The organism is Nitrospirillum amazonense (assembly GCF_007828035.1).
Lineage (GTDB): Bacteria > Pseudomonadota > Alphaproteobacteria > Azospirillales > Azospirillaceae > Nitrospirillum > Nitrospirillum amazonense.
Window position 1 is genome coordinate 20,901 of the sequence record NZ_VITV01000001.1, and the last position, 17,538, is coordinate 38,438.

Genomic DNA, 17,538 nt, shown 5'->3' on the forward strand with positions numbered 1-17,538 from the left:
GCTTCCTTGGCGGGCGCGCTTTTGTCCACCGGTTCCCTTGGCACTTACAACGGCGCCAGCAGCCAGTGCAGGCTGAACAGGCCGTCCGGATCGACCCACACCTGCGCAGGCTCGAACCCCGCGGCGCGGGCCATGTTCTGGAAGGTGGCAGGCGCCAGCTTGTATGAGTCCTCGATGTGGATGCGTTCGCCGGCGCGGAAATGGAAGAAGCGGCCGGCCACGGCGGCGCGCTGCTCGCGCTGGCTGATGAGGAAGATCTCGATCTTCGACTGGTCCTCATTGAAGTAGGCGTAGTGGCGGAAGCCGGAGAGGTCGAAGGTGCCGCCCAGCTCGCGGTTGATGCGGGCCAGCAGATTGAGGGAGAAGGCGGCGGTGACGCCCGCGCTGTCGTTGTAGGCGGCTTCCACCACCGCGATGTCCTTGGGGATGTCCACGCCCACCAGCATGGCCCCACCCGGCAGCATGTTGGCGCACCGGGCCAGGAAGGCCGTGGCCGCCACCGGCGTCAGGTTGCCGATGGTCGACCCGGGGAAGAAGCCCACGCGGCGCCGGCCCACGGTGGGCAGCGACAGGGTCTGCTGGGTATAGTCGCCGCAGACGGCCATCACCTCGATCTGCGGCATGTCCAGGGCCAGGGCCGCCGCCTCGCGGATCAGCTGGTCGCGGGAGATGTCGATGGACACGTAGGAGGCGGGGCGGTCCAGCGCGTTCAGCAGCAGGCGGCTCTTGCGGCCGTCGCCGGTGCCGAACTCCACCACCTGCGCCTCCGGCCCCGCCAGCGCGGCGATCTCCGGCCCCAGGCGCTGCAGCATAGCCAGCTCCGTGCGTGTGGGATAATACTCCGGCAGTTCGCAGATGCGCTCGAACAGGGCGGCTCCCGCAGCGTCGTACAGATATTTGCAGGGGATGCGGCGGATGGGGTGGGAGAGGCCCGCCAGCACATCATCGCGGAAGCTGGCCGTGGCCGGCTCAAAATCCATGAAGCTCACACGATCGATCACGTCCGTCACGGTCATGGCGTCGTCCTCGCAAGTCGAATGCCGGAAAATTGCCAGCGCGCGGCCGGCGGGAAGAAGTTGCGGTAGGTCTTGCGCACATGGCCGGCCGGGGTGGCGCGCGACCCGCCGCGCAGCACCATTTGGCCGCTCATGAACTTGCCGTTGTATTCGCCGATGGCGCCATCGGGCGGGCGGTAGCCGGGGTAGCCGGTATAGGCGCTGGCCGTCCATTCCCAGACGTCACCATAGAAGCCGGTCGCGGTATGGGCGTGGAAGCTGCCGTCGTCCCCGGGCCGCTGGCCCGGTTCGCCCGCCGCGATCTCCCACTCCGCCTCCGTCGGCAGGCGGGCGCCGGGCCAGCGCGCCTCGGCCCACTTGGCGTAGGCGTCCGCCTCATACTGGCTGACATGGCAGACGGGTTCATTGGGATCGATGGCGCGAACGCCGGACAGGGTCTTCACCTGCCACTCGCCCTCATCCCCCCGCTGCCAGTACAGGGGCGCCTGCCAGCCCTGGGCCTGCACGGTGGCCCAGCCATCGGACAGCCACAGGTCCGGACGGCGATAGCCGCCATCGGCCATGAAGTCCAGATACTCGGCATTGGTGACCACGCGATCCGCGATCTCGAACGCCTCCAGCCAAACCTTATGGCGGGGGCCTTCGTTGTCGAAGATGAAGTCCTCCTGCCCCGTGGCGCCAATGGCGTAGAGGCCCGCGGGCACGCCGCGCCAGACCACATCCCCCGCCGTCAGCGCCGGCGTCGCCGGCGGCGGGAAGACGCCCGCCGGGAAAGGGTGCAGCAGCAGGGCGTGCTTGATGTCGGTGATGATCAGTTCCTGGTGCTGCTGCTCATGCTGCAGGCCCAGTTCCAGCAGGGCGGCGGCGCGGGCATCGACGCCCCCCGCCAGCCAGGCGTCCATGGCGCGGTCGACATGGGCGCGGTAGTCCAGCACCTGCGCCACCGTAGGACGGGATAGCAGCCCGCGCGCGGGGCGCGGCCAGCGCTCGCCCACGCCCTCATAATAGGAGTTGAAGAGGTAGCGGAAACTGGGATCGAAGGGCTGATAGCCCGGCACCAGCGCCGTCAGCAGGAAGGTTTCGAAAAACCAGGTGGTATGGGCCAGATGCCATTTGGTGGGGCTTGCGTCCGGCATGGACTGCAGCGTCTGGTCCTCGGCGGTCAGGCCCCGGGTTCGGGCCAGCGTCTCCTGGCGGACGGCGCGATAGCGCGCCTGGGCATCGGCCGGCCGGTGACGCCCCGCCAGCGACAAAGGGGGCTGCACCGGCGGTGCGGCGTCAGCCGGTACCGGATGGGGGGGTACCGGATGGGCGGGTACCGGAACGGCGAAAGGCACAGGCAATGTCCCCCTGGTAGGAAAGCCCCGATGGAAAGGCCGGCAATCAGCCCCGCGCCGTCGCCGTAGCGGATGACTGAACCATGCCGGCCATGCCCCGTATTGCACGGACTACGCGTAATCGTGTCGAAACGCGCAACGCCCCTTAAGGTTAGGACTCACCAGGGGGATTGCAAGGAAGGCAAGCATGGGGAACGACCCCGGAACACCGGGGCCGTTCCCGAAACACCTGGGTCAGCGGCTGCACAGCCGGGCCAGGATGAAGCCCGCGGCACCAGCCAGCGCGATGGCGGTCAGGGGTCGCGCCGCCACGCGGGTGCTCACTTCCTGCACCGCGACATCGCCCTTGGCCTTGGCCAAGTCGGCCGCGGCATAGGCGCCTTCGCGGAGGGCGTCATAGGCGGTGCGGCCAGCCCGGCTCGCCGCGGCGGCGGTATCCGCCGCGATGTCCGAGGCCTTACCGGTCACATCGTCGATGCTCATGCTAGCCATGGGACTGATCTCCTTATTGTCTCCGGGATGGGATGGCGGGATCGAAGTGATGGGTATGAAACCCGCGCCGGCGGTGATTTGTTCCCGCCGTTCTGCCCGAAGCGGGTTACCTCTACCTGGACGGGGCTACCCCACCTTCCCAGGGCCAGACGGACGCTCAAGCCCGCCCAGGGCCGACAGTGCGTCGCAAACCGCCTTCATCTGTTCGGCGGTTTGTCCGGGGGTGGCGCCGGTCATGCTTTCCTCCGACGCGACCATCAGCAGCTGAAGGTCATGTTCCCAATGCTGCAGCAACTGAATCTTCTGGTCGCGGGTGTATTGGTCGGACACGACGATATCGTGCGGCCGTTCGAAGTGGCTGGAAACGTCGCCTAGAAGGCGACCCAGGTCCTGGCTCGTCATCTTGTCCTCCGTCGTTTGGCGTGGGACAGCGGTGCGAAGGGCGGGCGTCAGGCTCTGCCTGTCAGCACCAGGACCAGCACGACGATCAGCACCAGGCCCAGCAGTCCGCTGGGGCCGTACCCCCAGCCGCTGCTGTAGGGCCAGCTGGGCAGGGCGCCGATCAACAACAGGACCAAAATAACCAATAAGACGGTTCCGATCATGAGGGGCCTCCTGAACAGGGTTCGGTTGTCAATTGCTGACGAACCCAACCACGCCGGCAGTCATTTGTTCCGGCGTAGGCCATCCGGTCCAGCCTAGGACTTTGGTCACGGCAGCGAAGCTTTGCCCGAAGCGTCTTCCTGCGAAAGAGGGTCGGACCATTGGCGGGGAACAAAGGCGGCGGGGCCTGATTTAGACTGCACGAATGCCGGCCCAACCCAAATGACGGCCCAGCCCAAAGGCCAGGCCCCCAGCCCCAAGGGCAGGCCCAGCACCCCGGGCGTCGACGACCCGGGCGTCGATGAGATGAAGGGACATCGTCATGCAGCTGTTATTCTGCGTCGGCTTGGGCGTCGTCTTGGGCCTGGTCTGCGGCAGGATCGTCAACGGCCGGCCGGGATTTTTCACGGTGGAGGCCCTGCTGGGTGCCATCGGCGCCGTCATGGGCGCCTTTTTCTTCGGTGGCCTGGGCGTGCCCGCCAGCGCCCCGGTCTTTCTGCACACGATGCTGTTCGCCACCTTCGGCGCCGTGGCCGCCATGATCACCCTCTACGCCATTCTCATGGCCGTTTATTGGGGCAGCACCTTGTTGCGCGAGTATGAGGACAAGGAGGCGGACGACACCGGCCCGCCCCCGGCGGAGGCCCTGCCCATCGAAACACCCCTGGCCGCGACACCCCTAGCGGCCGGTGCCCGGCAGATGGAAACCACCATCGGCCTTTAACCCCCCTGATAACCCACCTGGCGAATGCCAACCCAGCATATGGAGGACATCCATGCCCGCCAAATCCCAGTCCCAGCAAAAGGCCGCCGGCGCGGCGCTCGCCGCCAAGCGCGGCGACATCAAGAAAAGCGAGCTGAAGGGCGCCTCCCGCTCCATGGAGAAATCCATGAGCGAGAAGGAGCTGCACGACATGGCGTCGACCAAGCGCAAGGGTAAGGCCGAACACGTCCATCACTGAGTGTCGGTCACGACGCGCCGACAAGAATTGGCCAACCACGAACTTGGTAGGCCCACGAACGAGGGGGGGCGGGCGGCGACGCCCAGCCCCCCTCCTCATATCTGTGCGCCGGCCCCGCCACATTGGCTTTGCCCCTTGCTGGCGCCGGCCAGGGCGCTATAGTCGGCGCCATGATCCGGCTGTCCCCGCTTCCCCTGCTGGCGTTGCTCGCCCTCGTGATCCTGGTCACGGGCTGGTCTGCCCCCGCACGGGCGCATGATTGCGGGCAGGCCGTCACGGTGGCCGCATCCTCTGCCCTTGCCGCCGCCCCCGCCGACCACCCCATCGCGACCGCCGCCCACGACTGCCATGAAACGGCTGACTGCTGCTGCGCCGGCGGAATGGCGGGCTGCGCCACGGGGTGCGCCGGCCTGCTGGTGCCGTCCGGCCTGCCGGGTGCGGAGCGGACCGCCGCGCCGCTGGTGCTGGTGCCCGCCGGCGACAGCCGGGGCGCCGGCCTGGCCCTGGCGCCCGCCCTGGGACCGCCCAGACCCAGCCGCATCGCCTGAGGCCGGGCGCCCTTTTGAGGCCCCCGCGCATCCCCGCGACCGGTTCGCCCCCTATTCCGAGCTTTCCCATGCCCCCATTCCTTGCGCGCGTCGCCCTGCTGGCGACCGTGGCGGGCTGCGCCCCCGTGGCACCCCCCGCCTTTCCGCCGCAAACTGGCGCCGCCGACGCCGGCGCCCCCGTGACACCCTGGACCCGACCCGTGCCACCCGCCGCGGCGGCGCCCGTCCCGGATGCGGCCCCCCCGGATGCCGCCCCCATGCCGGCCATGCCTGGCATGGACCATGGTTCCCGCCACGGGAGCACGCCATGACCGTATCGACATGGTTGATGCCACTGATGATGGCCGGCGCGCTGGCCGGCTGCGCCACCGTCCCGCCCGAGGCCGGCTTCCCCGACGTGCAGAAGCAGCTGGAGACCCGCGTGCCCCAGCGCGTCGCCTGGAACCGTGACGCCGCCGCCGACGCGCAGGCCGGCCAGGCAGTGGCCGCCCTGCTGGCCCGGCCGCTGACCGCCGACGGCGCCGTGCAGGTGGCGCTGCTGAACAACCCGGGCCTGCAGGCGACCTATGAGGACCTGGGCGTGGCCCAGGCCGACCTGGTGCAGGCCGGCCTGTTGCGCAACCCCATCCTGTCGCTGGCCACCGAGTTTCCCACCAAGGGGGCGGAGCCGCCGAAACTGGAATTCAGCGTCGTCGCCAACTTCCTGGACCTGCTGTGGCTGCCCGCCCGGCGACAGGTGGCGGCGGACCGGTTCGAGCAGGTGAAGCTGACTGTCAGCGCCGAGGTGGTGGAGTTGGCCGCCGAGACCCGGGCCGCCTATCTGCGCCACCGCGCGGCGCTGGAGGAGGCGCAGACCCTGGCCCAGGCGCTGGACACGGCGCAGGCGGCCTATGACCTGATGGTCCGCCTGAACCAGGCCGGCAACGTCAGTGAGCGTCGCCTGGCCACCGAACAGGCCGCCCTGGAGGAAACCCGGGTGGACAGCATAGAGGCCGCCGCAGATGTCACCGCCACGCGGGAGACGCTGACCCGCCTGATGGGCCTGTGGGGCCCGCAGGCGCAGTGGAGCGTGGCCGGCGACCTGCCGCCCCTGCCCCCTGAGGAACCGGGGCTGGCCACCGTGGAAAGCGCCGTCATCGCCGGCAACCTGAAGCTGGACGCCGCCCGTCGCACCACCGCCGCCAAGGCCTCCGCCCTGGGCTTGGCCGACGCCAGCCGCCTCTGGACCGACGGCGAGCTGGGCGTGGCCGGGGAGCGGGAAACCGACCGATCCCTGGTCATCGGCCCGTCCCTGACCCTGGCCCTGCCCCTGTTCGACCAGGGCCAGCCGGCCGTGGCCAAGGCGGAGGCCGAGTATCGGCAGGAGGCGCGGCGCACCCTGCAACTGGCCGTGGACCTGCGCTCGGAAGCGCGAGAGGCGCGCGACCGCCTGGTGCGCGCCCGCGACCTGGCGGACCATTATTTACACACCGTCCTGCCGCTGCAGGACCGCCTGGTCCGCCTGGGCATGGCCGAATACAACTACATGCTGACCAGCCCGTTCGAGGTCATGGCCGCGCGACAGGCCCGCCTGACGGCCTATCGCCGCTACATCACCGCCGTCCGCGACTATTGGCTGGCCGATGGCGATCTGATTCGCCTGGCGGGCGGACGCCAGACCATTTCCCAACCCACCCCCAACGAAGCGCCCCAGCCGGGAGGCCCGTCATGACCACCTATCTTCCCTGGGGCCGCCGCCAGTTGCTGAAGTCCGCCGCCCTGCTGGGCGGGGCCGGCGCCCTGCTGCGGGGCACGCCGGCTGCGGCGCAAGACCACGCGAACCACATGGCTCCGTCGAAGCCAGCAGCCAACCCCCGCACTATGCCCCGAGCCATGTCCATGGACCGCAAGACGGTGGCGGCGGCGGTCACCCCGCCGCGCCCGCCCAAGCTGGTGCCGGGCACGGAGCGGCCGGCCACCATCACCCTGAACGGCGGCACCCTGCCCTTCGTCCTGAAGGACGGGGTCAAGGAATTCCACCTGACGGCGCATGAATTCGAACAGGAGTTCGCCCCCGGCTTCAAGGTCAAGGTCTGGGGCTACAACGGCAGCAGCCCCGGCCCCACCATCGAGGCGGTGGAGGGCGACCGGGTGCGCATCCTGGTCACCAACAAGCTGCCGGAGCCCACCAGCATCCACTGGCATGGCGTGCTGCTGCCCTCCGGCATGGATGGGGTCAGCGGCCTGTCCGCCCCGCCCATCCCGCCGGGGGAGACCTGGGCCTACGAGTTCACGCTGCGCCAGCACGGGACCCAGATGTACCACCCGCATTTCGATGAGATGGTGCAGATGGCGGTGGGCATGATGGGCATGTTCATCATCCACCCCAGGGACGGCGCCGTGGGTCAGGTGGACCGCGACTACACCATGATGCTGCACGCCTGGGCCATCCACCCCGGCACCTCGCGCCCCGACCCGGCCGTGATGCTGGAACATGATACCTGGACCATCAATGGCCGGGTCTTCCCCGCCGTGGAACACCTGGTGGTGAAGACGGGACAGCGGGTGCGCCTGCGCATCGGCAACGTGTCCATGCACGAGCATCCCATGCACATCCACGGCCACCACATGTGGGTGACGGGTACGGACGGCGGCATGATCCCGGAAGGCGCCCGCTGGCCGGAAACCACCATCCAGGTGCCGGTGGGCAGCACCCGCACGGTGGAGTTCGTGGCCGACAACCCGGGCGACTGGGCCTTCCACTGCCACAAGACCCACCACGCCATGAATACCATGGGCCACGACATCCCCAACTTCCTGGGCGTCAGCCAGGGCGAGGTGGCCCAGCGCCTGGGCGCGCAGCTGCCGGGCTACATGCCCATGGGTGAAGGCGGCATGGGCGACATGGGGCATATGGCCGGCATGATGCCCGGCCCGGCCAACACCCCGCCCATGATGACCGGCACGGGGCCCTATGGCGGCCTGGACATGGGCGGCATGGTGACGGTGATCAAGGTGCGCGACGAGGTGGCCGCCGACTACCGCGACCCAGGCTGGTACAAGGCGCCCAAGGGCACCATGGCCTGGAAGGTGGGCTGACCTAAAAGCGTGGGACGGAAGCGGGACGGCACGCCATAGTCGCCCTGCTTCCCCGTTCCCATGTCCCGCCCGTCCCCATGCCTGACCCCGCCGTCCCTGCCCGCCACAGCCGCGCTGTCACCTACCTGGTGGCCGGCGCCTTTTTCATGGAGTTGCTGGACGGCACGGTCATCGCCACCGCCATGCCGGAGATGGCGCGGTCCTTCGGCGTGGCGCCGGTGGACATGAACATCGGCATGACGGCCTATCTGCTGGCGCTGGCCGTGTTCATCCCCATCAGCGGCTGGGTGGCCGACCGGCTGGGGCCGCGCACGGTGTTCGGCGGCGCCATCGCCCTGTTCACTCTGTCGTCCCTGCTGTGCGGCCTCAGCCCCAGCCTCTGGACCTTCACCGCCGCCCGCGTGCTGCAGGGACTGGGCGGGGCGGCCATGGTGCCGGTGGGGCGGCTGATCATCCTGCGCATCACCGAGAAAAAGGACCTGATGCGCGCGATCGGCACCACCGTATGGCCCGGCCTGGTAGCGCCGGTCCTGGGGCCGCCGCTGGGCGGCTTCATCGTCACCTATGCCGATTGGCCCTGGATCTTCTTCCTGAACCTGCCCCTGGGCCTGGCGGCGCTGGCCATGACCATCGCCTGGGTCCCCAACGAGCGCCCGACCGACACCCGGCCCCTGGATGTGAAAGGCTTTCTGCTGTCGGGCGCGGCCCTGGTGGCCCTGGTCTTCGGCCTGGACACCCTGGGCCAGGGCGCGCGGGCGCCTGCGCAAGCCGTCGGCGGCATCGCCCTGGGCTTGGCGCTGTCGGTCCTGACCGTCCGCCATTGCCGCCGCCACCCCGCGCCGCTGTTCAAGCTGGACGCCTTGCGCCTGCCGACCTACGCCATCGCCGTCTGGGGCGGGTCGGTGCAGCGGGTGGCCATCGGCACCGTGCCCTTCCTGACCCCGCTGCTGTTCCAGACCGTGCTGGGCCTGGACGCCTTTCAGTCCGGCACGCTGGTGCTGTGCATCTTCGCCGGCAACCTGTCGATGAAGATGGTGACCAACCAGGTGCTGCGCCGCTTCGGCTTCCGCCGGGTGCTGCTGGTCAACGGGGTGCTGATGTCCCTGTCGCTGGCGGCCTGCGGCCTATTCACGCCGGAGACGCCCAAGCCGGTGGTGGGGCTGGTGCTGTTCCTGGGCGGCCTGTTCCGCTCCATGCAGTTCACCGGCCTGGGCACCATCCAGTTCGCCGACGTGCCCAAGGAAGAGGTCTCGGCCGCCAACACCCTGGCCGCCATGCTGGGGCAGCTGACCTCCGGCCTGGGCGTGGTGGCGGGGGCGCTGGCCCTGAACCTGGGCGCCTTCCTGCGCGGCCATCCCCAGGGACAGTCGGATCTGACCGATTTCCGCAACGCTTTCTTCGTCATGGGGGCCGCCGTGCTGCTGAGCCTCTACGACGCCTGGAAACTGGCGCCCGACGCCGCCCGGAACGTCAGCGGGCACGAGCCAGCGAATACCCGTTAACGAAGCATTGATTTTCGGATTGCGCGCATAACGAGTATTGTGCCCTGACGGTTCGCCGGCGCCACGATGCGGCCGGCATCCACGGGGGAGGATATCGGATGAGCAAGATCCTGGACGTGGCGGTGATCGGCGGCGGCGTCGCCGGCACCTATTGCGCCTGGCGTCTGACGGGCCCGCAGGGCCTGAAGGAGGGCAAGCGGCGCGTGGCCCTGTTCGAATACAGCGACCGCATCGGCGGCCGGCTGTACACCAAGACCTTTCCCGGCATGCCCAACGTGGCGGCGGAGCTGGGCGGCATGCGCTACATCGTGCCGGAAAAGGACGATCCCACGTCCAACCAACCCATGGTCAGCAATCTGATCGAGGCGCTGGACCTGCCCAGCCACGTCTTCCTCATGGGCAATCCCGAGAAGGGGCCCGATGGCCAGCCCATCGGCGAAAAGGAGAACATCCTCTACCTGCGCGGCAAGCACCTGCTGGTGAAGCAGCAGGCCGATCCCGCCCAGGTGCCCTACAATCTCAGCTGGAACGAGCGCGGCAAGACGGTGAATGACCTGCAGGTCTTCGCCATGAACCTGCTGGTGCCCAACAACCAGAACCTGACCCTGGAACAATGGATGGACACCCGGGTGTACGGTCACCCGCTGTACACCTACGGCTTCTGGAACCTGATGTCGCAGACGCTGAGTTCCGAGGCTTATCAGTTCATGAAGGACGCCGGCGGCTATGACGCCAACGTCGCCAACGCCAACGCGGTGGCGCAACTGCCGGCCACGGAATACGCCAACACCGACGGCTTCCGCGCCATCACCGGCGGCTATCAGCGCCTGCCCCTGACCCTGGCCCAACAGGCGACCGAGCAGGGCGCCGAGATCCATATGAACCGGCGCCTGGCCAAGATCGAGAAGGACGCCGACGGCCATTACAAGCTGACCTTCATCGTCACCGAGACCCGCGTGATCGACACCGACTTCGGCGGCGTGCATGAGGAGACCAAGGACAAGGAGGGGGTACCGCCCGAAATCGTGCACGCCCGCGACATCATCCTGGGCCTGCCCCGCCGCTCGCTGGAACTGATCGACTGGGAAGGCTGGGACCAGAAAGGCGTGAAGGAGATGCTGTCCAGCGTCCTGATCCAGGACGCTTTCAAGCTGCTGCTGGCCTACGATTATCCCTGGTGGCGGGCCATGAATCTGGTGGCCGGCCGGTCCATCACCGACCTGCCGGTGCGCCAGATCTATTATTTCGGCACGGAAGAAGACCAGCCGGGCGGTGAGAAGGGCAACATGCGGTCCCTGCTGATGGCCTCATACAACGACATCACCACCGTGCCCTTCTGGAAGGGCCTGGAGCATGGGCCCCCCTTCGTCGGCCGCCGGCCCCAGAACGTGAAACCCCTGGCCAAGGAGCAGGCCGCCGCCACCGGCGACGACCAGCGTGTGGTGCCGCTGGCCGAATGCGTCGCCACCGACGCCATGGTGTCCAGCGCCCACCGCCAGATCCTGGAGGTCCATGGCCTGGTGGACGTGGATCAGCCCTATTCCGCCATCTACCACGACTGGTCGGGCGACCCCTACGGCGGCGGCTGGCACGAATGGAAGGCCGGCTTCCGCTACAACCTGCTGATGCCCCGCATCCGCCAGCCCCTGTCGGCGGAGAAGGTCTACATCTGCGGCGAGGCCTATTCCAACAACCAGGGCTGGGTCGAGGGTTGCCTGCAGACGGCCGAGCACGTCCTGCAGGACAAATTCGACCTGGCCTGGCCGGCATACCTGACGGGGCTGCCGGAAACAATCCTGGGGCCGTGATCCTGTCCCATTCCGTTCCAGCGGCCATGGGCGCGCGCCCATGGCGCCCCGTTCCATACCCGGAGGGTGTCGTCCCATGAACCCTTTGCCCGATCATTTTACCGTCAGCGACTACCTGATCCAGCGCCTGTACGAGGCGGGCCTCCGCGATGTGTTCACCGTGCCCGGCGACTATGTCGCCCGCTGGTTCGACTATATCGACGACCCGGCCCGCAACCCGGACACCCCCTTGACCCGACTGGGCTGCCGGTCGGAGTTGGAGGCGGGCTACGCCGCCGACGCCTATGCCCGCCTGCGCGGCATAGGTTGCGCCGCCGTCACCTATGGCGTGGGCGCCTTCTCGCTGGTCAACCCGGTGGCGGGATCGTATGTGGAGCGGCTGCCCGTGGTGGCCATCTCCGGCAGCCCCGGCACGGCCGCGACCGACCGCCCCTTCGCCCGCACCTACAAAATCCTGCTGCACCACGCCACCGGCACCTACCGCGCCGACCGCGACGCCTATCAGCACATCACGGTGGCGGCGGAGATCATCCGCGACGCGGCCCACGCCCCGGCGGAGATCGACCGCGCGCTGGGCCTGGCGCTGGCCTACAAGCGGCCGGTCTACCTGGAACTGTGGCGCAACCTGTGGGACGCCGAGTGCACCCGGCCCCAGGGGGCCCTGGCCGTGCCCAAGCCGCCCTGCAGCCAGACCGCCGTCACCCAGGCGGCGGCCGACGCGGCAGCCCGCATTACCGCAGCCGCCAAGCCCCTGTTCTGGGCCGGCGTGGAACTGCAGCGCTATGGCCTGCAGGACGCCTTCCGAACCTTGCGCGCCCAGACCGGTCTGCCTTACATCACCAGCCTGCTGGCCAAGAGCGTGCTGGCCGAGACGACAGAGGGCTTCGTCGGTACCTATACCGGGCCGTCGTCGGACTACACCACCTACCAGACGGTGGCGGACTCCGACCTGCTGGTGGTGACGGGTGACCTGATCACCGATGATTACGAGGGTATCGTCCAGGCCGATTTCACCACCATGATCGTGGCCTATGACAACGCCGTGCGCATTGGCGCCGCCACCTACAGCGACGTGCCGCTGGCCGACTTCCTGGCGGCGCTGGCCGCCGCCCTGAAGGACCAGCCGGCGCGCCAGCCCTGGGCGACCAAGGGCCCCGCCACCATCGACCCGGACTATAGGCCTTTCCCGCCCGACCTGGTCACCTATGCCCGTTTCTTCAAACGCATGGAGACGTGGGTGGAGGCTGACATGACCCTGGTTCCGGATGAAAGCAGCAGCATGTATGTCAGCTGCAACATCCCGGTGAACCGCGCCAACGGCTTCGTCAGCCAGGCGGCCTGGGGGGCCATCGGCTATGCCTCGGCGGCCGGCTTTGGCCTGTCGGTGGCCGATCCCGCCGCCCGACCCGTGGTGTTCGCCGGCGACGGCGGCTTCCAGATGGTGGCTCAGACCATTTCCAGCATGGCGCACTACGGCCGCAACCCGGTCGTCTTCATCATGGAAAACGCCGTCTATGGCATCGAGCAGGCCCTGACCAATTCCGCGACATACACGGAGGACCAGCCCTTCAACGCCTACAACAAGATCCCGAAGTGGGAGTATGCGGAATTCGCCCGCGCCCTGGGCGCCAAGGCCGCCCGCGTCGCCACGCTGGAGCATCTTGAAACGGTGCTGGCGGAGGTGAAGGAGGACCGGGACCATGTCTGGCTGGTGCAGGTGGTGCTGCCGGAACGCGACATCCCCTCGGAAATCCTGCGCCTGGCCACCAACACCCCGCCCAGCCCGGGACAGTGACAGGTCTTGCGATGGGACGAGAAGCGGGGCGGGCAGCGATGTCCGCCCCGTTTTCACGTCCGCTCCTGGGTGGTTGACATCGCGATCTTATTTATATGATAAAAAAGCGTCTCGGTGGATGAGATGCCCGACGTCGCGCCGGGCCATAAAAGAACGAACGCCCCTGGGAGGGGGTTCCAGGGCGCCCGCCCTGGCCCGGAAGTGAGGTCGCCTTGTCCCTGCATCTGTCCTGCCCGATGGTGCCGGCCGCCCTGGCCGTCCTCCTGTCGTCATCGTCCGCCTTGGCCGGGGCGCCCTATCTGGGTGCCGACCTGTCCTTCGCCAATGAGATGGCCGATTGCGGCGCCGTCTACACCGACAACGGGCAGGCCGCCAATCCCTTCCAGATTTTGCGCCGGCACGGCGGCAACCTGATCCGCGTCCGCCTCTGGAACAACCCGGACTGGACCCGGTACAGCACCCTGGACGATGTGAAAAAAAGCATCCGCCTGGCGCATGAGGCCGGGTTGCAGGTGCTGCTGGACTTCCACTATTCCGACGACTGGGCCGACGGCGACAACCAGCCCATCCCCAAGGCGTGGGAGCGGCTGGACCAGGCCGCCCTGGTGCAGGCCGTGCACGATTTCACCCGCGACACGCTGGCAACCCTGGCGGCTGAGGGCCTGACGCCCGACATGGTGCAGGTGGGCAACGAGACCAACGGCGACATCCTGCGGGCGCCAAAGACGGAGGGGAAGCCCATCCGCTGGGCCCGCAACGCCGCCCTGCTGAACGCCGGCATCCGGGCGGTGCGGGAGGCGGCGGCCGCCACCGGCCACCCCATCCAGATCATGCTGCACGTGGCCCAGCCGGAAAACCTGGAGGCCTGGTTCGCCGATGCCGAGGCCGCCGGCGTCACCGACTTCGACATCATCGGCCTCAGCTATTACCGCAAATGGTCGCGCCAGCCGATCACGGTCATGGGCCGCACCGTCAACCGCATGGCCACCCGCTTCGACAAACACGTGCTGCTCGTGGAAACCGCCTATCCCTGGACGCTGGAGCCCAGCAGCGCCTCGCCCAGTGTGCTGGGGGACGACAGCCTGGATCCCGCCTATCCCGCCACGCCGGCGGGACAGCGGGCCTATCTGCTGGACGTCACCCGGACCGTCATCGCCAACGGCGGCATCGGCATGGTCTATTGGGCACCGGATTGGGTCGCCACCCAGTGCCGCACCCGCTGGGGCGAGGGCACCACCTGGGGCAACGCCGCCCTGTTCGGCTACGGCGCCCAGCACGCAGCATTGCCCGGCTGGGACTATGTCGGGGCCCATTACCCGACACCCATGCCGGTCACCTTCCGCCTGACCGTACCGGCCGGCGCCACGCCCTATTTCTGGGCGGATTTCCTGGACAACGGCGCCGGCGGCTTCCCGGTCAAGGCCAAGGACGGCCGCGTTGAGATCCACGCCACCGTGATGCCGGGCACGACCATCCATTACCAACTGTTCGACGGGCCGGGGTTTGAGCACCCCTTGCTGCCCGCCGGCAAGGATGGCGTCGCCACCCGCACCGTCACCACCGCCACGACCATCACCGCGAAAGCCGGTCATTGATGCTGAAGCCGCTTCTGAAGACGACCGCCGCCGCCCTGGCCCTGCTACTGGGCGCCTCCGCCGCCTTCGCCACCGACATGCCTTTCAACGATGGCTGGCAATTCCATCGGGTGGAGGATGGCCCGGCCCTGGGTCATGAGGCCCTGCCCCCGGCGGACTGGACGTGGGAAACCGTGCGCCTGCCCCACACCGCGCACCTGGAGGCGCGGATTATCCAGTCGGCGGGACAGCCGCAATGGCAGGGCGACGCCTTCTATGTGAAGCGCTTCCGCAGCGATCCGTCCTGGAAGGGCCAGCGGGTGACCTTGCGCTTCGAAGCCGCCATGAACGTGGCCGACGTCTGGCTGAACGGCCGCCACCTGGCCACCCACCTGGGCGGCTTCCTGCCTTTCACCCTGGATCTGACGGACGGGTTGAAGGCGGAAGGGGAGAATGAGGTGGTCGTGCACCTGGACAACCGCGACAACGCGGTGACGGGGCCGAAACCGCTGAAAGACCTGGACTTTAACACCTATGGCGGCCTGTACCGGGGCGTCACGCTCAGCGTCCGCGCCCCCTTGCACATCACGGATGAGATGCTGGCCGATCATGTCGCCGGCGGCGGCATCGTCGTGCGGCAGCCCCATGTCGACAGCACCCGCGCCGACCTGACGGTGACGACGGAGGTGCGCAACGACGGCGCCCAGGCGCGGCACTTCACGGTCATGCAGCGCCTGACCCGCAACGGCAAGACAGCGGCGCGGACAGCCAGCGGGGCTGTGACCCTGGCCCCTGGCACCGCCCTGGCCCTGCCGCAGGATTTATCGGTGCCCCACCCCCACCTATGGTCGCTGGATGACCCGGCGCTGTATGAGTTGGAAACGACGGTGGTGGCGGACGGCGAGGTGGTGGACAGCCGTCGTACCCGCGTCGGCCTGCGCGGCATCGTCATGACCAAGGACGGGCTGTGGCTGAATGGGCGCAAGACCTTCCTGCGCGGCGTCAACCGCCACCAGGAATACCCCTATGTCGGCTACGCCCTGTCGCCGGAGGCCAGCCGGCGGGAGGCGCGCCTGATCAAGGCCGCCGGGTTCGATTATGTCCGCCTGTCACACTATCCCCAGGACCCGGCCTTCATGGACGCGGCGGACGAGGTGGGACTGCTGGTGCTGGACGGCATCCCCGGCTGGCAGTACGCGCCGCAGGACCCCGCCTTCGCCGCCCAGGTGGTGCAGACCTGCCGCGACATGATCCGCCGCGACCGCAACCATGCCAGCGTGCTGGCGTGGGAATGCTCCCTGAACGAATCCCCCATGGCGGATGCGCTGGTGGACGCGCTGCATGCCACGGTGCATGAGGAACTGCCCGGCCCCGGCGTCTATTCTGCCGGCTGGATGCCGCGCGCCTATGACGTCTACCTCCAGGCCCGCCAGCATCGCCTGCCGGAGGCCGGCAAGAAAGAGGCGCCGGCCGCCGCCCCCGACAAGCCCCTGATCGTCTCCGAATACGGCGATTGGGAGTATTACGCCATGAACGCCGGCTTCCAGCAGGGCCAGTGGGGCGACCTGCTGCCCCAGGAACGCAGCAGCCGGCAAGAGCTGGGCGGCGCGGAAAAGGGCTTGCTGCAACAGGCGACCAACGTGCAGGAGGCGCACAACGACAATCTTGGCATGACCGCCGTGGGTGACGGCTATTGGGGCATGTTCGACTACAACCGCGGCTACGCCCCGGACCTGGAAACCTCCGGCGTCTACAGCATCGACCGCCTGCCCAAGCCGGCCGCCTATTTCTTCATGAGCCAGCGCGACGCCAAGGCCGACGGGATCGGCGCCATGGTCTACATCGCCACCCGCTGGACCTCGGAGAGTAGCACGGCGGTACGGGTGTTCAGCAATGCCGATACCGTCGAGCTACGCCTGAACGGCCGGCTGGTCGCCCGCCAGGCCCCGGACCGGGACCGTCTGTCCACCCATCTGCGCCATCCGCCCTTTACCTTCCATCTCGATCATTTCGAATCCGGAACGCTGGAGGCCGTGGCCTACATCGGCGACCGCGCGGTGGTCCACCAGCGGGTGCGCACCCCCGGCGCCGCCCATCATCTGGAACTGTCGCTGGACACCCAGGGCGTCGCCCCCGCCGCCGGCCATAACGACGTGCTGTTCGTCCGTGCCCGCCTGGTCGACGCCGACGGCACCCCCATCCCCACCACCGGCACCGACATTCACCTGGGCCTTGCTGGCGATCTGACGCTGATGAGCCCCGACCACGTGCCCACGGAAGCCGGTACCGCCAGCTTCCTCATCCGCGTGGGCGACAGCCTCAACGGCGCCGTCACGGCGGATAGCGCCGGCCTGGCAGCGGTCAGCTTGCCGGTGCGCTGAGGTGGACGGCCGGCGAGGGAGTGGTCCAAGGTACGTTCCCTTGGACCACAGCCCCGGAGCCTGCCATCGTGATCACCTGCCACGTCCGCTATGTCCTTGATCCGTACAAGGTGGCGGAATTCGAGGAATATGCCCGCCTGTGGATCCCCTTGGTGACCCGCATGGGCGGCACCCACCACGGTTATTTCCTGCCGGCGGAAGGCGCGAACAACATCGCCTTAGCCCTGTTCAGCTTCCCCAGCCTGGCAGCCTATGAGGATTACCGCCGCCGCGCGGCCGCTGATCCCGACTGCCAGGCCGCCTTCGCCCTGGAGGCACGCAACCGCAGCATCCTCAGCTATGAACGCAGTTTCATGCGGCCGGTGCTTGAGTAGGTTATCTTTAAGATTTACGCGAAAAAAAGGCCGGGGCGATGGTGCGCCCCGGCCGGGAGGGAGTAGAG

16 protein-coding genes are annotated in these 17,538 nt (G+C 68.3%); 11 read left to right on the forward strand and 5 right to left on the reverse strand.

Annotated features, from left to right (window positions below; genetic code table 11):
- Nucleotides 1-44: 44 nt before the first annotated feature.
- The 5 genes from egtD to FBZ87_RS00095 form a co-directional block, all read right to left on the reverse strand.
- Nucleotides 45-1,016, reverse strand: a complete 972-nt coding sequence (gene egtD, locus FBZ87_RS00075; protein ID WP_145608180.1) for an L-histidine N(alpha)-methyltransferase — start codon at nucleotides 1,014-1,016, stop codon at nucleotides 45-47.
- Nucleotides 1,013-2,353: an ergothioneine biosynthesis protein EgtB gene (gene egtB, locus FBZ87_RS00080; RefSeq protein WP_246134160.1), complete on the reverse strand. Its 1,341-nt coding sequence runs from the start codon at nucleotides 2,351-2,353 to the stop codon at nucleotides 1,013-1,015. The genes egtD and egtB overlap by 4 nt, the downstream gene beginning before the upstream one ends.
- 234 nt (nucleotides 2,354-2,587) lie before the next feature.
- Nucleotides 2,588-2,845 (reverse strand): hypothetical protein, encoded by a 258-nt coding sequence (locus FBZ87_RS00085; protein WP_138918527.1) that lies wholly within the window; start codon nucleotides 2,843-2,845, stop codon nucleotides 2,588-2,590.
- A 126-nt stretch (nucleotides 2,846-2,971) separates the two neighbouring features.
- Entirely contained in the window at nucleotides 2,972-3,247 is a 276-nt protein-coding gene (locus tag FBZ87_RS00090; protein WP_088873523.1) for a hypothetical protein, read from the reverse strand.
- 47 nt (nucleotides 3,248-3,294) lie between these two features.
- On the reverse strand, nucleotides 3,295-3,450 hold the full coding sequence (locus FBZ87_RS00095) for a DUF3309 family protein (protein WP_004272020.1): 156 nt from the start codon (nucleotides 3,448-3,450) through the stop codon (nucleotides 3,295-3,297).
- A gap of 320 nt (nucleotides 3,451-3,770) precedes the next feature.
- On the opposite strand from FBZ87_RS00095, the gene FBZ87_RS00100 reads away from it, so the two are divergent.
- The 11 genes from FBZ87_RS00100 to FBZ87_RS00150 all read left to right on the forward strand — a co-directional run bounded on the left by FBZ87_RS00100 (nucleotide 3,771) and on the right by FBZ87_RS00150 (nucleotide 17,470).
- Nucleotides 3,771-4,172, forward strand: a complete 402-nt coding sequence (locus tag FBZ87_RS00100; RefSeq protein ID WP_145608182.1) for a hypothetical protein — start codon at nucleotides 3,771-3,773, stop codon at nucleotides 4,170-4,172.
- A 52-nt stretch (nucleotides 4,173-4,224) separates the two neighbouring features.
- A complete protein-coding gene (locus tag FBZ87_RS00105; protein ID WP_040843936.1) occupies nucleotides 4,225-4,410 on the forward strand; it encodes a DUF3008 family protein in 186 nt (61 codons plus the stop codon).
- 170 nt (nucleotides 4,411-4,580) lie between these two features.
- Complete coding sequence (locus FBZ87_RS00110) at nucleotides 4,581-4,958, forward strand: hypothetical protein (protein ID WP_145608183.1); 378 nt, start codon at nucleotides 4,581-4,583, stop codon at nucleotides 4,956-4,958.
- 307 nt (nucleotides 4,959-5,265) lie between these two features.
- Nucleotides 5,266-6,669 carry a TolC family protein gene (locus tag FBZ87_RS00115; RefSeq protein WP_145608185.1) on the forward strand — a complete coding sequence of 468 codons (1,404 nt, stop codon included), beginning with the start codon at nucleotides 5,266-5,268 and terminating at the stop codon, nucleotides 6,667-6,669.
- Nucleotides 6,666-8,036, forward strand: coding sequence for a multicopper oxidase family protein (locus FBZ87_RS00120; RefSeq protein ID WP_211106793.1), 1,371 nt, complete (start codon nucleotides 6,666-6,668; stop codon nucleotides 8,034-8,036). The genes FBZ87_RS00115 and FBZ87_RS00120 overlap by 4 nt, the downstream gene beginning before the upstream one ends.
- A 77-nt stretch (nucleotides 8,037-8,113) precedes the next feature.
- On the forward strand, nucleotides 8,114-9,538 hold the full coding sequence (locus tag FBZ87_RS00125) for an MFS transporter (protein ID WP_145608187.1): 1,425 nt from the start codon (nucleotides 8,114-8,116) through the stop codon (nucleotides 9,536-9,538).
- Between the two features lie 98 nt (nucleotides 9,539-9,636).
- The gene (locus tag FBZ87_RS00130) at nucleotides 9,637-11,346 is read left to right on the forward strand and encodes a flavin monoamine oxidase family protein (protein ID WP_145608188.1); all 1,710 of its coding nucleotides are present in this window, start codon (nucleotides 9,637-9,639) and stop codon (nucleotides 11,344-11,346) included.
- Between the two features lie 76 nt (nucleotides 11,347-11,422).
- On the forward strand, nucleotides 11,423-13,141 hold the full coding sequence (locus FBZ87_RS00135; RefSeq protein ID WP_186454493.1) for an alpha-keto acid decarboxylase family protein: 1,719 nt from the start codon (nucleotides 11,423-11,425) through the stop codon (nucleotides 13,139-13,141).
- 212 nt (nucleotides 13,142-13,353) lie between these two features.
- Nucleotides 13,354-14,736, forward strand: coding sequence for a glycoside hydrolase family 53 protein (locus tag FBZ87_RS00140; protein WP_211106794.1), 1,383 nt, complete (start codon nucleotides 13,354-13,356; stop codon nucleotides 14,734-14,736).
- Nucleotides 14,736-17,096: a glycoside hydrolase family 2 TIM barrel-domain containing protein gene (locus tag FBZ87_RS00145; protein WP_145608191.1), complete on the forward strand. Its 2,361-nt coding sequence runs from the start codon at nucleotides 14,736-14,738 to the stop codon at nucleotides 17,094-17,096. The genes FBZ87_RS00140 and FBZ87_RS00145 overlap by 1 nt, the downstream gene beginning before the upstream one ends.
- A 68-nt stretch (nucleotides 17,097-17,164) precedes the next feature.
- Nucleotides 17,165-17,470 carry an NIPSNAP family protein gene (locus FBZ87_RS00150; RefSeq protein ID WP_145608193.1) on the forward strand — a complete coding sequence of 102 codons (306 nt, stop codon included), beginning with the start codon at nucleotides 17,165-17,167 and terminating at the stop codon, nucleotides 17,468-17,470.
- Nucleotides 17,471-17,538 lie beyond the last annotated feature (68 nt).

Bases quoted from the DNA above. Each gene is read 5' to 3' on its own strand.
- FBZ87_RS00095 (WP_004272020.1), bottom strand. From the start codon at position 3,450: ATGATCGGAACCGTCTTATTGGTTATTTTGGTCCTGTTGTTGATCGGC.
- FBZ87_RS00110 (WP_145608183.1), top strand. From the start codon at position 4,581: ATGATCCGGCTGTCCCCGCTTCCCCTGCTGGCGTTGCTCGCCCTCGTG.
- FBZ87_RS00125 (WP_145608187.1), top strand. From the start codon at position 8,114: ATGCCTGACCCCGCCGTCCCTGCCCGCCACAGCCGCGCTGTCACCTAC.
- FBZ87_RS00130 (WP_145608188.1), top strand. From the start codon at position 9,637: ATGAGCAAGATCCTGGACGTGGCGGTGATCGGCGGCGGCGTCGCCGGC.
- FBZ87_RS00135 (WP_186454493.1), top strand. From the start codon at position 11,423: ATGAACCCTTTGCCCGATCATTTTACCGTCAGCGACTACCTGATCCAG.
- egtD (WP_145608180.1), bottom strand. From the start codon at position 1,016: ATGACCGTGACGGACGTGATCGATCGTGTGAGCTTCATGGATTTTGAG.
- FBZ87_RS00100 (WP_145608182.1), top strand. From the start codon at position 3,771: ATGCAGCTGTTATTCTGCGTCGGCTTGGGCGTCGTCTTGGGCCTGGTC.
- FBZ87_RS00120 (WP_211106793.1), top strand. From the start codon at position 6,666: ATGACCACCTATCTTCCCTGGGGCCGCCGCCAGTTGCTGAAGTCCGCC.
- FBZ87_RS00145 (WP_145608191.1), top strand. From the start codon at position 14,736: ATGCTGAAGCCGCTTCTGAAGACGACCGCCGCCGCCCTGGCCCTGCTA.
- FBZ87_RS00085 (WP_138918527.1), bottom strand. From the start codon at position 2,845: ATGGCTAGCATGAGCATCGACGATGTGACCGGTAAGGCCTCGGACATC.
- FBZ87_RS00090 (WP_088873523.1), bottom strand. From the start codon at position 3,247: ATGACGAGCCAGGACCTGGGTCGCCTTCTAGGCGACGTTTCCAGCCAC.
- FBZ87_RS00115 (WP_145608185.1), top strand. From the start codon at position 5,266: ATGACCGTATCGACATGGTTGATGCCACTGATGATGGCCGGCGCGCTG.
- FBZ87_RS00105 (WP_040843936.1), top strand. From the start codon at position 4,225: ATGCCCGCCAAATCCCAGTCCCAGCAAAAGGCCGCCGGCGCGGCGCTC.